The organism is Shewanella aestuarii, assembly GCF_014647215.1.
GTDB classification, from domain to species: domain Bacteria; phylum Pseudomonadota; class Gammaproteobacteria; order Enterobacterales; family Shewanellaceae; genus Shewanella; species Shewanella aestuarii.
The window spans coordinates 653620-667810 of the sequence record NZ_BMOT01000001.1 but is presented as its reverse complement, the minus strand read 5'-3'; the positions used below and the strand labels follow the sequence as shown (position 1 = coordinate 667810).

11 protein-coding genes are annotated in these 14191 nt (G+C 40.4%); 5 read left to right on the top strand and 6 right to left on the bottom strand.

The features are described 5' to 3' along the window. Nucleotides 1-3 precede the first annotated feature (3 nt). The 3 genes from bamC to IEY03_RS02910 all read left to right on the top strand — a co-directional run bounded on the left by bamC (nucleotide 4) and on the right by IEY03_RS02910 (nucleotide 5603). Entirely contained in the window at nucleotides 4-1104 is a 1101-nt protein-coding gene (bamC, locus tag IEY03_RS02920; protein WP_188839824.1) for an NlpB/DapX family lipoprotein, read from the top strand. A gap of 327 nt (nucleotides 1105-1431) precedes the next feature. Next, complete coding sequence (locus tag IEY03_RS02915) at nucleotides 1432-2514, top strand: efflux RND transporter periplasmic adaptor subunit (protein WP_188839823.1); 1083 nt, start codon at nucleotides 1432-1434, stop codon at nucleotides 2512-2514. Continuing rightward, nucleotides 2511-5603, top strand: coding sequence for an efflux RND transporter permease subunit (locus IEY03_RS02910; protein WP_188839822.1), 3093 nt, complete (start codon nucleotides 2511-2513; stop codon nucleotides 5601-5603). The genes IEY03_RS02915 and IEY03_RS02910 overlap by 4 nt, the downstream gene beginning before the upstream one ends. Before the next feature lie 360 nt (nucleotides 5604-5963). Here IEY03_RS02910 and IEY03_RS02905 read toward each other — a convergent pair whose 3' ends face one another. Together IEY03_RS02905 and fadE are read right to left on the bottom strand one after the other, a co-directional pair. Then, the gene (locus IEY03_RS02905; protein WP_188839821.1) at nucleotides 5964-6395 is read right to left on the bottom strand and encodes a PaaI family thioesterase; all 432 of its coding nucleotides are present in this window, start codon (nucleotides 6393-6395) and stop codon (nucleotides 5964-5966) included. A 63-nt stretch (nucleotides 6396-6458) separates the two neighbouring features. Beyond that, entirely contained in the window at nucleotides 6459-8906 is a 2448-nt protein-coding gene (fadE, locus tag IEY03_RS02900) for an acyl-CoA dehydrogenase FadE (RefSeq protein WP_188839820.1), read from the bottom strand. 248 nt (nucleotides 8907-9154) lie between these two features. Here fadE and IEY03_RS02895 point away from each other — a divergent pair, with 248 nt between their 5' ends. Beyond that, entirely contained in the window at nucleotides 9155-9937 is a 783-nt protein-coding gene (locus IEY03_RS02895; RefSeq protein ID WP_188839819.1) for a class II glutamine amidotransferase, read from the top strand. 50 nt (nucleotides 9938-9987) lie between these two features. On the opposite strand, the gene IEY03_RS02890 is transcribed toward IEY03_RS02895, so the two are convergent. From IEY03_RS02890 to trhA, 3 genes are all read right to left on the bottom strand, one after another. After that, the gene (locus tag IEY03_RS02890) at nucleotides 9988-11001 is read right to left on the bottom strand and encodes a DUF3108 domain-containing protein (RefSeq protein WP_229778176.1); all 1014 of its coding nucleotides are present in this window, start codon (nucleotides 10999-11001) and stop codon (nucleotides 9988-9990) included. A 27-nt stretch (nucleotides 11002-11028) separates the two neighbouring features. Beyond that, entirely contained in the window at nucleotides 11029-11382 is a 354-nt protein-coding gene (locus IEY03_RS02885) for an MGMT family protein (protein WP_188839818.1), read from the bottom strand. Between the two features lie 348 nt (nucleotides 11383-11730). After that, nucleotides 11731-12411, bottom strand: coding sequence for a PAQR family membrane homeostasis protein TrhA (gene trhA / locus IEY03_RS02880; protein WP_188839817.1), 681 nt, complete (start codon nucleotides 12409-12411; stop codon nucleotides 11731-11733). Between the two features lie 261 nt (nucleotides 12412-12672). Here trhA and IEY03_RS02875 point away from each other — a divergent pair, with 261 nt between their 5' ends. Continuing rightward, nucleotides 12673-13560 (top strand): hypothetical protein, encoded by an 888-nt coding sequence (locus IEY03_RS02875; RefSeq protein WP_188839816.1) that lies wholly within the window; start codon nucleotides 12673-12675, stop codon nucleotides 13558-13560. A gap of 1 nt (nucleotide 13561) precedes the next feature. Here the strand turns inward: IEY03_RS02875 and rrtA are convergent, their stop codons facing one another. Next, nucleotides 13562-14185 carry a rhombosortase gene (gene rrtA / locus IEY03_RS02870; protein ID WP_346055410.1) on the bottom strand — a complete coding sequence of 208 codons (624 nt, stop codon included), beginning with the start codon at nucleotides 14183-14185 and terminating at the stop codon, nucleotides 13562-13564. Between the last annotated feature and the right edge of the window lie 6 nt (nucleotides 14186-14191).

The following is a 14191-nucleotide window of genomic DNA, read 5'->3' as shown; positions in this document are numbered from 1 at the left end:
TACATGTTTAAAAAAGTCACCCCTATATTAATTATTACTGCGTTAACGGCTTGCAGTACACCGATTGATCGTCGACAAGCCAACGGTAATGATGAATATACTCAGGCCGAGACAGTTGCTTTATTAAAAATTCCTGCGTCGTTAAAACAACCTAGTTACAGTAAGGAATACGATATTCCCCCTGTAGGAAGTCAGGTTGATTTAAATGTGATTGGTAAACGGTTAGACATTCGTCCGCCATTGCAAGTTATTGCCATGGCTGAAGGCACTCATGTTGAAGAAAGCAGTGATAGTATTAAAGTTATCATTGAGTCTATTGATAATAATACCGATCTTAAACAAGAGATTTTCAATGTTATTAATGGTTATTTAACCAAAAATAGTATTGTAAAACGCTCAGAGGATTTCGCATCTGGCGTGGTTGAAACTGATTGGATTGATAGCCAAGAAGTATTGGATACTAGCTGGTTTGGTGACGATAAAGTGTATTTACTGCGTCAACGCTACCGTTTTGATATTAACGTTAAGCCCCATGGCCGTACAGGTGATGTCACCATCAACTTGATTGAACATGAAGAGTATTATGATGAAGATCAACAGGAAATATTCTTAACGGGTGAAGATAAGCGTCGTTACACCATCGATATGCTGAACAATACCGTAGCATATATGAGTATTGAGCGTGAGCGCACGATCCGTGCAGCACGTATTGAACAAAGTCTTGGTATTGACATCGATTTAGTGGCACCTGGTGAAGGTACCGAGTCTTACTGGTTAGCAAAAGCGGACTTCAAGAAAACCTGGGATCGTTTACGTTTAGTGCTTCCTGAACTCGGTTTTGATGTTGTCGACATGGACACTAGCAAAGGGTTGTTCTACATCAACTTAGAAGAAAGTGGTGGTTTCTGGAGTTCTTTATGGGGTGAAGAGAAATTATCACTGCAAAAAGGTAACTATCGATTATTGTTGAAAAATACTGATAATAAAGAAGAAACCAAAATTTTATTGCATGATGTAACAGACCAGCCGCTTAAGAATGAAGCGATTGCTGAAGTTTATAATCGTATAGCAACACAAATGAGAGAAGATCGTAAAGTACGATAACTCCAATGAGTGAAAAAAGAGATGCAGAGCATCTCTTTTTTTTTGCCTGCAGATTAAAAACACATCACTACTGGTTTAATAATTTGTAAGCAAAGGTAAAACGCCTTGCAGACAGGTTGGTGCTGAGTAAAATCAATGGTAATCAATTGCACATGCAGTGCAATGAGGTTTTCTTTCCAACTTTTTTAATACGTTCGAAAAAATAGTGATCTAAACATATTTCTTTTCACTATAACTAACCTAAACCCTATTACGACTAAATAAAATCGCATATTTATTTAGTCAATAAAAGCATGATTATAATATCCCTAAAGGGAATGGACACCGATGAAAAAAATTATACTAATAATCGCAGTTTGCGGCATAGCTGCATTTAGTTATGTTCAAATGCAGCCTAAACAGGCTCAAGTGCAACGTGCTAAACCCATTACCAATGTGGTATTTGCAAATACAAAACTGATGTCAATCCGTGATGAAGTTGAAGCCATCGGTACCGGTAAGGCATATGAGTCTATTACAGTGACCTCAAAAATTACTGAAGTCATCACTAAAGTGAATTTTAAAGATGGTGATTTAGTTAAAAAGGATGACTTACTCATTCAACTTCAAGATGCTGAACAGCAAGCTAAAGTGAAAGTTGCAAAGGTCAAACTAACAGAGCATTTAAGAGAATATGAGCGAATTAGCTCTTTGGTTACCAGTAAAACCGTTGCTGAGTTAGAGCGTGACAGATTGCAAAGCTTAATTGATTTGGCTCGGGCAGAAATAGAACAAGCGACATCGGCATTAACTGAACGACGGATCAGCGCACCTTTTTCGGGACGTTTAGGTTTACGTCAGGTTAGTTTGGGTAGCTTAGTGACTACGGGGGAACAAATTACCACTCTGGATGATGTCAGTAAAATCAAATTAGACTTCTCCATCCCTGAGCGTTTTATTCAAGAGTTACAAGAGGGTAAACAGGTTGAGGCACGTGCTGTTGCATTCCCAGACCGAGTATTTAACGGCACAGTGACGTCGATTGATAGCCGCGTAAACCCAGATACCAGAGCCGTAGTGGTCCGCGCTGTTTTGGCAAATGAAGATTTCGCCTTGTTACCAGGAATGTTAATGAAGGTGAAATTAATCAAGCAAAGTAGAGAAGGCTTGTTATTACCAGAATCTGCAATTATTCCAATTCAAGATAAGCATTATGTTTATAGCACAAATGCTGACGATGAAATTATACAAATTCCAGTTAAGCTAGGTGTCCGTAGCCGTGGTTGGGTGGAGATTGTTGAAGGTTTAGAAGTTAATCAACAGGTTATCATTCGTGGGATTTTAAAAGTACGCCCTGGCGATAAAGTGAAGCTACAAGAAGCCGAGAACTTCCATTTTGCACAAACGGGTCAGGCGGAGACAGCAGCATGATCTTAACGGATTTATCAGTAAAGCGTCCGGTATTAGCCTCGGTCATCAGTATTTTGCTTATTGTGCTTGGCTTGGTTTCATTCGGAAAATTACCCCTACGTGAATACCCCAACATAGATCCGCCTATTGTTTCAATTGAAACCAGTTACCGTGGTGCAAGTAGCTCGGTAGTCGAAAGTCGGATCACACAGCTAATTGAAGATCAAATTAGTGGAGTTGAAGGCATTCGCCATATCAGTTCATCAAGTTCCGATGGACGTTCAAGTGTTACCATTGAATTTGATATCGGCCGAGATATTGAAGCCGCAACTAACGATGTGCGTGACCGTATTTCAGGTCTGTTAGAGCAGCTTCCTGAAGAAGCGGATTCGCCATCCATTTATAAAGCAAATGGCAGTGATGAAGTGATCATGTGGCTTAACTTAGTCTCTGATCAAATGGATATTTTGCAGCTTACTGATTACGCAAATCGCTACTTAGTCGACCGATTTTCTGTGATTGATGGTGTGTCTACACTGCGCTTAGGTGGAGGTAAAGTGTATGCGATGCGGATTTGGATTGACAGACAAGCGCTTGCTGCCAGAAACCTAACGGTGACAGATATTGAGACGGCATTACGTTCTGAAAACGTCGAGCTACCTGCAGGTTCAATTGAATCAAAAGATCGTCATTTTACCGTGCGTTTAGAGCGGGTCTACCGCACAGCGGAAGACTTTTCAAATCTGGTCATTACCCAAGGTGAAGATGGTTATTTAGTTAAATTAGGTGATGTCGCCAAAGTTGAAATTGGCAGCGAAGAAGAACGTATTGTGTTCCGTGGCAATAAAGAAGCCATGATCGGTCTTGGGGTCAGTAAACAATCAACGGCGAATACACTTGAAGTGGCCCGTGCCGCCAATGCCTTGGTGGATAAAATCAATCCAACTTTACCCGCGGGTATGGAAATTAAACGCTCCTACGACAGTTCAGTATTTATTGAGCGCTCCATTGAAGAGGTGTATCAAACACTCTTTATTGCCATGATACTTGTGACCATTGTGATTTATTTGTTCTTAGGTAGCGTAAGAGCAATGTTGATCCCAGCTATTACGGTTCCTGTATCATTGTTGGCAACATTCACCGTGTTATATGCACTTGGGTATACCATTAACTTGTTAACCCTGTTAGCGATGATCCTAGCAATTGGTATGGTGGTTGATGATGCTATTGTGATGCTCGAGAATATTCATCGACGAATAGAAGACGGTGACTCACCACTTAAAGCTGCATTTTTAGGCAGTCGAGAAGTGGCATTTGCGGTTGTTGCCACCACTTTGGTTTTGGTCGCGGTGTTTATGCCCATCACCTTTTTAGAAGGCGACTTGGGTAAATTGTTTAAAGAATTTGCGGTCACCATGAGTGCGGCTGTGATTTTCTCAAGTATTGTTGCGCTAACATTAAGCCCCATGATGTGCTCAAAGTTACTCAAACCTGCCGAGCAAGACTCATGGTTAGTTAAGCAAATTGATAAGTTGATGCTTAAGTTATCAAATCATTATCAAGGTTCGTTGAAAAAGGCCTTTAAACAGCCGTTATTAGTCAGTTTACTGGTATTGATTGCCTTCGCATTGAGTGGCTATTTATTACAAAAGGTGCCACAAGAGTTTGCGCCTCAGGAAGACCGTGGTTCAATGTTCTTGATGGTCAATGGTCCACAGGGTGCCAGTTTTGAATATATAGAAAAATACATGGACGAAGTTGAAGGTCGTTTAATGCCATTAGTCGACAGTGGTGACATTAAACGTTTGCTTATTCGTGCTCCGCGCGGATTTGGTACCGCAACTGACTTTTCTAATGGCATGGCAATTATTGTGCTTGAAGATTGGGGGCAGCGTCGGAGTGCAAATGAGATCATCGTAGATATACGCAACCGTTTATCTGATTTAGCGGGTATTCGTGCGTTTCCTATTATGCGTCAAGCATTTGGACGAGGGGTTGGTAAACCTGTGCAATTTGTTTTAGGCGGACCAAGTTATGAGGAGCTTGCTCAATGGCGAGACATCATCATTGAAAAGGCAAAGGAAAATCCAAATCTTGTCGGTTTAGACCATGATTATCAAGAAACCAAGCCTCAATTACGAGTCGTGATTGACAGAGTACGCGCGGCCGATCTAGGTGTGTCGATTTCGCATATAGGCCGTACATTGGAGACTATGTTAGGGTCAAAATTAGCGACCACTTTCATGCGCGATGGCGAAGAATATGACGTGATCATTGAAGGTAACCGTGAAAATCAAAGTACCGCCAGTGACATGGAAAACCTCTATGTGCGGTCGGCACGAACCAATGAACTGATCCCGCTATCAAACTTGGTCACCATTGAAGAGTTTGCCGATGCCAGTTCACTGAACCGCTATAACCGAATGCGTTCAATTACCCTTGAGGCTAACCTTGCTGATGGATATAGTTTAGGCGAAGCGCTTGATTACTTGAATGATTTAACTTTGACGTACTTACCTGCAGAAGCTGTAATCAGTTATAAAGGGCCGTCATTAGATTATCAAGAATCAGGTAATTCAATGAACTTTGTGTTTGTGCTCGCACTTGGGATTGTATTCTTGGTACTTGCGGCGCAATTTGAAAGTTATGTCCATCCGATGATCATCATGCTGACGGTACCCTTGGCGACTTTGGGTGCATTGCTTGGTCTATGGTTCACAGGACAAAGTATCAATATTTACAGTCAGATTGGCATAATTATGCTGGTTGGTTTAGCGGCGAAAAACGGTATTTTGATCGTCGAATTCGCCAACCAATTACGTGATAGAGGCACGGAGTTTAATGAGGCAATTTTACAGGCTTCTGTGCAACGATTACGTCCAATTCTTATGACAGGTATTACTACTGCAGCAGGGGCATTACCTTTAGTGATGGCAGAAGGTGCGGGTTCAGAAACGCGCTATGTGATCGGTGTTGTTGTGCTATCAGGTATCACGCTGGCGACCTTCTTTACCTTGGTTGTTGTACCGGTTGCTTACAGCTTATTTGCCAAAAATAGCCATTCACCCGATGCCGTAGCGAAACAGTTAGCTATAGAACTCAATCAATAACTGCAACTTTGATAAGAGATAAATAAACCTGATTAAAACAACTAAGATTAGCTACTTACAGTCAAAGAGGAACTTTGTGCCAATAACAAAATAAATTTACGCGTCAATAGTTAGGCGATTAAAGTAAATTCAGCACAGTTAGCGCTGTAAAGATCTGTTTAACATGTATTTATCACCTTGAGTTGTGGTTCAGTGTTGTGGATACAAAAAAGCCCGTCAATGACGGGCTTTTTTTATACTTTCATAATAAAATTTTTATTAATTACTTAAGTCAGAATAGCTGAATTGGCGTTAATAAACGCTTGTTGATTAGCTGTATTGTAGATAAATCTAATCAGTTGTTTGATTGGTATAAAGGCTTTACCTACTCACCATACAGCTTGCACACGCGGTTGCGAGTAATCGACCTTGTTTGTCGGTTAATGTGGCATCTGCAATGGCTAAACTGGTTGATAGATTGATAAGTTTTCCAGTGGCAAAAACCGCTTGGTTTTTAGGTACGGGTCGCACCATTTTAACGTTTAAATCTATAGTGGCATAACTGGCACCAGCAGGTAGGGCAGAATGAACCGCACACGCCGTTGCAGAATCTAATACCGTAGCGGCAAAACCACCATGCACACCCCCCATTGGATTAAGATGTCTTTCATCCGCTTGGGCTTCAAATGTTATCTCACCCTCAGACACTTTAATGGCTTTCATTGGCATTGTTTGGGTAATTGAGGGCGCTGGGATGTGGCCATCAAGCATGGCCTGCATAATCTGTAATCCGGTCATTTCGCGTAGATTCATTTTTTGTCCTTAAATAAAAAAGGGTAAAGCAATGCTTTACCCTTTTATCATTAAATACGCTTATTAAGCCGCTTTTTCTTGCTTAACAGGGCCTTTAATATTGGCGCGAAGTTCTTCAGTATCAAAATCATCAACATTAATAGACTTCATACGGCCAATTTCAGCACGTTCAAGTAAGGCAATTTCAGCTTCACTTAGAATACCTAACGCTTTACCTTCTGCAGCTATTTTATCTAACCACATAAACGGTAAACGCTTTCCTGCTGCTTTACAGACTTTGTCGTATAAAGGCTCGCAGGCAAGAATATCAATAAATGTTTGCTCTTGAATACCCACTGCGTTGTGCTCGCTATTAGTAAAGAATTGTCCTTTACCTAAACGATCACGGCTGGCACAAGGGGTTTGCATGATTTGAGCCACTTTATGATCAAGCGTATCAGTAGGGCGCTTAACAGGGCGACCAAATGGGAAGATAACCCAACGCAATGCGTGACCTAATCCCATAGGGAAGTTGTTAAGTAAATCATCTAAAGAATCTTGTAATTTATACAATGAATCTTCAACAGCCCATTGAACTAAAGGTAAATCTTCAGTTAATCGACCTTCATCCTGATAACGCTTTAACGTTGCAGATACAAGGTATAACTGGCTAAGTAAGTCTCCTAAACGAGCAGAAATACGTTCTTTACGTTTCAGGTTGCCACCTAATGTACCCATTGCTAAGTCAGATAATAACGCTAAGTTAGCACTGAAACGGTTCATTTGTTGGTAGTAGCGCTTAGTCTTATCAGAGTAGGGCGAATTTGAGAAACGTGCACCGGTTAATCCCATCCAGAAGCTACGCGTGAAGTTAGAGATTGCGAAACCAATATGACCAAAAATAGCATCGTCAAAGTTCATTAAACCACGGCTAGCATCGGTGTCGAATGCCGATTCCATTTCAGCCAATACATATGGATGACAACGAATTGCACCTTGACCATAAATGATCATCGAGCGGGTTAAAATATTTGCCCCTTCAACTGTAATAGCAATAGGTGCCGCCTGATAACCACGGCCTAGGTAGTTATTAGGGCCTAAACATACCCCTTTACCACCATGGATATCCATCGCATCAATAACACATTTTTGCATTCTGTCAGTGAGGTGGAATTTTACAATGGCAGAAATTACTGAAGGTTTTTCACCTAAATCAATTGCCGTCGTGGTTAAGCTTGTAACCGCATCCATAAGGTATGCGTTACCACCAATACGTGCCATCGGTTCTTCGATACCTTCTAACTTACCGATAGGTAATTTAAACTGACGACGAATACGAGCATAAGCGCCGGTTGCGATAGCTGCAGTTTTGACTCCACCAGCTGAGTTTGACGGAAGAGTGATACCACGGCCAACAGATAAACACTCAACCAGCATACGCCAGCCTTGGCCAGCCATTTCTGGGCCACCAATAATAAAGCTTAATGGCACGAATACTTCATTACCGCGTGTAGGTCCATTTTGGAACATACAGTTAAGTGGGAAGTGACGGCGGCCTGTTTCAACACCTGGAATATCGGTTGGAATAAGGGCACAGGTAATACCTAGTTCTTCGTCGCCACCTAAAAGACGGTCAGGGTCGCGCAGTTTAAAAGCTAAACCGAGTACGGTTGCCACTGGCGCTAGGGTAATATAACGCTTGTTCCAGGTTAACTTCATTCCAAGTACTTCTTCGCCTTGGAATTCACCTTTACAGACAATACCAAAATCAGGAATAGAACCCGCATCACTTCCCGCTTCAGGGCTAGTTAATGCAAAACAAGGAACTTCTAAACCTTTGGCTAAGCGTGGCAGGTAATGATCTTGTTGTTCGGTTGTACCATAGTGTTGTAATAACTCACCAGGTCCTAATGAGTTAGGCACGCCAACAGTAGAGGCAAGTTCACTGCTCAAGCCTGCCAATTTTTGTAATACACGAGATTGGGCATAAGCAGAATATTCTAAACCGCCATATTTCTTTTTGATAATCATCGCAAAGAAACCATGGTCTTTTAGGTATTGCCATACTTCTTGTGGCAAGTCACCAAGCTCATGGGAGACTTGATGTTGATTAACCATTTTACAGACTTCTTCAACTGGACCATCTATGAAAGCCTGTTCTTCTGCGGTAAGGCGAGATTGAGGATAGTTGTGTAACTTGCTCCAGTTAGGGTTACCAGCGAATAGATCCGCTTCCCACCAGGTTGTACCCGCTTCAATGGCTTCTTTTTCAGTAGAAGACATTTCAGGCATGATACCGCGATACACTTTAAGCAGCGGACGGCTGATAAAATTCTGTCTGAATGATTTGATGTTAAAAGGCAATGCTAATACTAGGAATACTATCCAAGCCGCAGAGCCTACGATGTCCATTGCGCTACCAACACCCAGAACAACAGCCGCAGCTATTGTGGTGGTGACAAGCGATACCCTGAGGTAAGACATTGTGCCGAGCACAAAGATCATCGCGATGATCAGTAGTAGGGTGGTCACTTTACTCTCTCCTTAAAGCCAGTTCCATTGTGTGAAAGGCTAATTTTTATTGATCTTAATCACAAGTATAGACCGTGGTCAGACCTGTGCCACATAAAATTTAACCTTATGCCGCAATGAATACAAGTATTTTTCAAACAATTGTTTAAATTTTATTGTGTCAATCTAGTTCCACTGATTTGCCAGTAAAGATACAATATGCATATCTATAAAGTTTTGATCATTTAGTAACGTAAAAGGCTTAATAAATGTGCGAATTACTTGCCATGAGTGCCAATATCCCCACAGATATTGTATTTAGTTTCACAGGGTTGGCTGAGAGAGGCGGTGTTACTGGTCCCCATGTCGATGGTTGGGGAATCACATTTTATGAAGGTAAGGGCAGCCGCACATTCAAAGATGCTTGCCCAAGCAGCCAATCTCATATCGCGCAATTAATAAAATCCTATCCGATTAAAAGCGAGATAGTTGTCAGTCATATTCGCCAAGCTAATCGCGGTTGTGTATCTCTAGAAAACACACATCCTTTCACGCGCGAGTTATGGGGCCGCTATTGGACCTATGCCCATAATGGTCAGTTAACTGATTACGAAAGCAAATTTCATCTCAGTCGTTTTCAAGCGGTAGGTGACACGGATAGCGAAATGGCTTTTTGCTGGATACTTGAAAAAGTAGTGCAGCAATTTGGTGAAACCGCTCCCGCTGATATGAAACCTGTTTTTGAGTATATCGCATCACTTGCTGATGAAATTCGTACACTAGGTGTATTTAATATGATCTTAAGTGATGGCATTGATTTAATGGCATATTGTACCAACAATTTATGCCATATCACTCGTAGAGCACCTTTTGGTCAGGCCAAGTTGATTGATACCGATGTCGTGATTGATTTTCAAAAAGAAACAACGCCAAACGATGTGGTAACAGTGATAGCAACAAGACCTTTAACCAACAATGAGCAATGGCAAGTGCTCTCTCCAGGCGATTGGCGTTTATTTCACAAAGGCGATATAAAATCAGCCAATGTTTGATAACAAAAAAGCCAGCAGTTGCTGGCTTTGTTATTACTGTCTCAGATGTATTAGTTGATGACCATATCTTTTAAGTCTGCTACCTCTTCTTCGCTAAACTTATCTGGACTGACGTGGTGGTTAACATCAGTATCTGGATCATCTTGGGTTTCAGTTTCTATCAACAAAGCCTTTTCAGCCATATAAGCTGCGAATAAAGCTTGCTCATGTGCCAGATCTAAGCTTGGAATTTCAGGTATGGGATGCTCAAAGCTATAATCCGCTAATTGAATATCTAATTGTTTACTGCCTTTTGAGAAATGGCTTAATCGCACCGGTAAATAAGCAAGTTTAGGTGCCATCCAGAAAAAAGTTTGTCTTTTAGTGCTATTTCTTACTACCTCAAATTTCACTGTGTCGAAGGTGCCGCCTGCAACTTTAATAGTCTCATTACCGATAATTTTAAAATCATATTCATCGACTTCTTTTTCTTTGACCATTTTATAATTCAATGGTCTTTTGTTACTAATGACATCCATTCTGAATTGTAACTGTACCATCAGAGGATCGAAGATCGTCTCTTGATAATCCAGTTTTAGGGCATCGAGTTTATAAATGGTATGAATGAAATTTTGTGAACGTGCAAATGCAGTTTGCTCTGAGTATTCACTGCCAGTTCCTGTGCGTTCATGGACATAGCGAAACGGTACTAATTTGCCATTTTCTAGGGTGAAATCACTTTTTAATTTTCGTTCATCCGACAACATCAATAATCCGACTTCACTTTCAAAAAAATAATTGTAATAGCTGCTGTCGGTAGCTGGCAGAGTAAATTTAGCATCACCTAATTCAAAGCTGCCGTAATAAGCCTTATAATGTGCAGTCTGCGGAATTAATGGTGCCAACAATACCTTGTTGTCAATGATGTTTGTGACGTCAGCTTGTGGGATTAGGGGCTCTTTGGTTTGAATCGCATCCAAAGGGGCACTATTTGCCGATACCGCAGGAGACAGTGCAATAATGCCCGCTATGAATGATGGTAATAAAAAGGCATTATGCATTGTTTTTAAATAAATATTTTGCAATGTGTTTCATCCTAAAAAATACAATTCCTAAAAAGGAAGTGTCATGACTAATGTTGCGATGTCAGGTCGCCATAAATATTTCGACAATGAAATATTGCCCTGGTTCACTTCAATATCTTCTAATCGTAATAATTCGGTTTGTTGTTGGAACAAATCACTATTTTTGGGAAATGATATTTTACCCGCTGAATTGATCACTCTATGCCAGGGTAAATTGGCCTCAGAAGGGGCAAGCTTAAGTGCCCTCGACACAAATCTAGCACGACCAGGCAATCCTGCTAAATCAGCTACTTTACCGTAAGGTAAAACCTTTCCTACAGGAATGATATTCACCACGAATGAGATTTTTTCTACAGCGGTCCATTTATGATCAGAATACATATTATTGTATGTTTGGAAACGGATGATTGATTTTGCATTAAAAAAAGAAACTTGCCTAGCAGATAAGCGAGCTTAATAGCTAAACAGCGGATGAGTTTGACAAGATTAAAGCTAGATAAATTGAAATAGCCAGCTTGTTTTGCAGTAAATACTCTGTTGCCAGCTCACCATAAGAGGCATTGTGGTGCAGTTCTTATTCGTAAGGGGTTGATGTACATTAATAAAGCAGCTAAATCGATTTAATCTTTGTAGAATAGCTTTTATTAAGATGAATAAGCCATCAATTCATTCGCCTCAATTTAAACGTTTTTAACTAGCTCAAAATTCAACCTGCCTAGTTCAAAAGACTTAATGAGTCACAATTAGGTAGATGCAAAAAAAGTGTGCGAAAGCACCACCAAGTACAAATAAATGCCAGATAGCATGATTGTAAGGAATTTTTTTATTTGCGTAAAAAAATACCCCTAAACTATATGACAAGCCACCACTTATCAGTAAGTTAAAACTGGTTTTACTCATATTGGCAATAAGATCTTGCATTACCGTGACGCAAAGCCAGCCCATAAGTAAATACAAAACTAAACTGAATACTTTAAAACGGCCGATAAACAGGGTTTTGAAGACAATGCCACCTAGGGCTAAACACCATATTGCGGTTAAAATGGTTAATGCATTGTCATCTTGTAGCGTAATCAACATTAATGGCGTATAGGTACCTGCAATTAATGTATAAATTGCGCAGTGATCAGCCATTTTAAAACGTTTTCGCCATACAAGTGTACGGCTCGAGTGATATAAAGTAGAGGCTAAAAACAACACAATAATACTGGCGCCATAAATAATTATACCGCTTAACTGAGCGAAATTTAGATCATCCCTTGCATGAGTTAGCATGAATACTAATCCCATAATTCCAGCTAACACCCCAACTCCATGGGAAACTGCATTAGCCAGTTCCTCTTTCAGGCTGTAATCGGAAATGTTTTTGGAACTTGAGTCGTTGATTATTGTGTCTGAAACTATTGCCATAGTGTTATTACTTATTAATCGCGTAAAATACGTTGCCAGTCTAACAGGGGATGAAATAAAAAACCACAGTTAGCGTACAGGTGTAAGCTGAATCTGTGTTGAATTGCCATCAGCATCAAAATTTTTTAATCGAGCTGAACTTTATACCCGTTTAATATTCAAATTTATTGGCATTATTGTTTTTGCAGAATTGGATAGTCTTGTCATATATTTAGATATGAGATGACTGACCTATAAGGATATTTTTAGATAACCGCGATTATGGATAAAGATAAAAAGCTTAAAAATAACGATGGAACCTATGTCGTCATCACCAGAGGCCATGGCGGGTTAGTTAAACCTATTACAGTGGCCATTATTATCCACATTATATTGTTCGGAATTTTGGGGCTGTTTTGGCAACAAAGCCATCAACAACGAAAACAGGGATTAACAATAAAAACAGATGGTGTAAAAATTAACAGTTACATCATTACCACTGAACAATATGAAGCCATGGTGAATGCTGCCAAGCCGATTAAAGAAAAGGCTAACGAGATCCCAGATAAGCCGTTAAGTGATATTGCTGTGCAGCAATTGAATACTCAACCTGACTTAATTGAGCCGACACCAAGTTTTCCAACGACAACAGAGCCAGTAAAAAAGAATATTATGCCCAATGAGGCTGAGGTAACCGATAAAGCTATACCGCAGAATAAAGCACCGCAAACTGAACTCAAGGAGGAGCAATCTAATACATTGCCCCAGGTTGATAAAAGCTCTGGGGCGCCATCAAACCTAACATCAGAAGATATTAGAAGTGCATCAAGGCAATTTTTACAGCAGATGAATGAACAGGAATTTGCTGCTCTGGTGGGGCAGCAAACAGCTTCAATAAATAAGGTAGGTTCTATGAGCGAGATGGATCACGATATCGACTTTATTGAAATACAGCAAAACCAAGATTTGAGCCAACCCCATAGTTACAATCACAGATTAGATCCTAATAGAATCGTTAAGCAAGGTGATTACTGTTACCGTGTAGTTAATTTGGCCACTCAAGTGAATCCCTATGGTGAAGGACTAGGTTTTGCTGAGTATTGTGGAACTGATGAACAAAAAATAGCGCTGCAGCAAGCAATCAGTGCTCGCTTAGCTAGACTGAAATAAATTATTTTCTATATCTGAAGCGATAAGCAACAAAACTCCAAAACAAAGCACAAATTAACCCAGCAATAACACCAACAAGATGCGATTCAGTTGCTACTCTGGCATTGATCAGTTCAGTCATCCCATTACTTGCGCCAAAATATTGCTCATAAGCGACTTTAGCGATCACGCCCAGAAGCAATAGGTACCCTGAGAACAAGCCTTTGCGAATATCCATAATTGCCCCAAAAGTAAATAACCCATGTAGTACACCACTTAAACCTACATAAGACTTTAACTCAGGATAAAATATATAAAGGCCAACGCCTTCGAATATACAAAGGCTAATAAACAGCAAAGCCAGTTTTGGAGTGTGCCTTTTGTAATGCAATTCATGTAATAACACTATGACCCATAAACCCGCCAAATTCATAGTTAAATGCCAAGCATTGGTATGTAAAAAATTACCAGTAAAAATACGCCAAACTTGTCCGTTAGTGATGGCGTCATGCTCGAATTTGAATATCGAGTAGGTATCGATAATCATTGGGGAGGTCATAGCTAATGCGAACAGCACCATACTAATTAAACTAATAATCAGCGAAAAATGACTTGGCTTTATGGTCGATACTGGTGCTTTAGCCATCAAAAA

What these genes read in the sequence shown, in the direction of transcription:
- bamC (WP_188839824.1), top strand. Translation starts at nt 4, where the DNA reads ATGTTTAAAAAAGTCACCCCTATATTAATTATTACTGCGTTAACGGCT.
- IEY03_RS02915 (WP_188839823.1), top strand. Translation starts at nt 1,432, where the DNA reads ATGAAAAAAATTATACTAATAATCGCAGTTTGCGGCATAGCTGCATTT.
- IEY03_RS02910 (WP_188839822.1), top strand. Translation starts at nt 2,511, where the DNA reads ATGATCTTAACGGATTTATCAGTAAAGCGTCCGGTATTAGCCTCGGTC.
- IEY03_RS02905 (WP_188839821.1), bottom strand. Translation starts at nt 6,395, where the DNA reads ATGAATCTACGCGAAATGACCGGATTACAGATTATGCAGGCCATGCTT.
- IEY03_RS02895 (WP_188839819.1), top strand. Translation starts at nt 9,155, where the DNA reads ATGTGCGAATTACTTGCCATGAGTGCCAATATCCCCACAGATATTGTA.
- IEY03_RS02885 (WP_188839818.1), bottom strand. Translation starts at nt 11,382, where the DNA reads ATGTATTCTGATCATAAATGGACCGCTGTAGAAAAAATCTCATTCGTG.
- trhA (WP_188839817.1), bottom strand. Translation starts at nt 12,411, where the DNA reads ATGGCAATAGTTTCAGACACAATAATCAACGACTCAAGTTCCAAAAAC.
- IEY03_RS02875 (WP_188839816.1), top strand. Translation starts at nt 12,673, where the DNA reads ATGGATAAAGATAAAAAGCTTAAAAATAACGATGGAACCTATGTCGTC.
- rrtA (WP_346055410.1), bottom strand. Translation starts at nt 14,185, where the DNA reads ATGGCTAAAGCACCAGTATCGACCATAAAGCCAAGTCATTTTTCGCTG.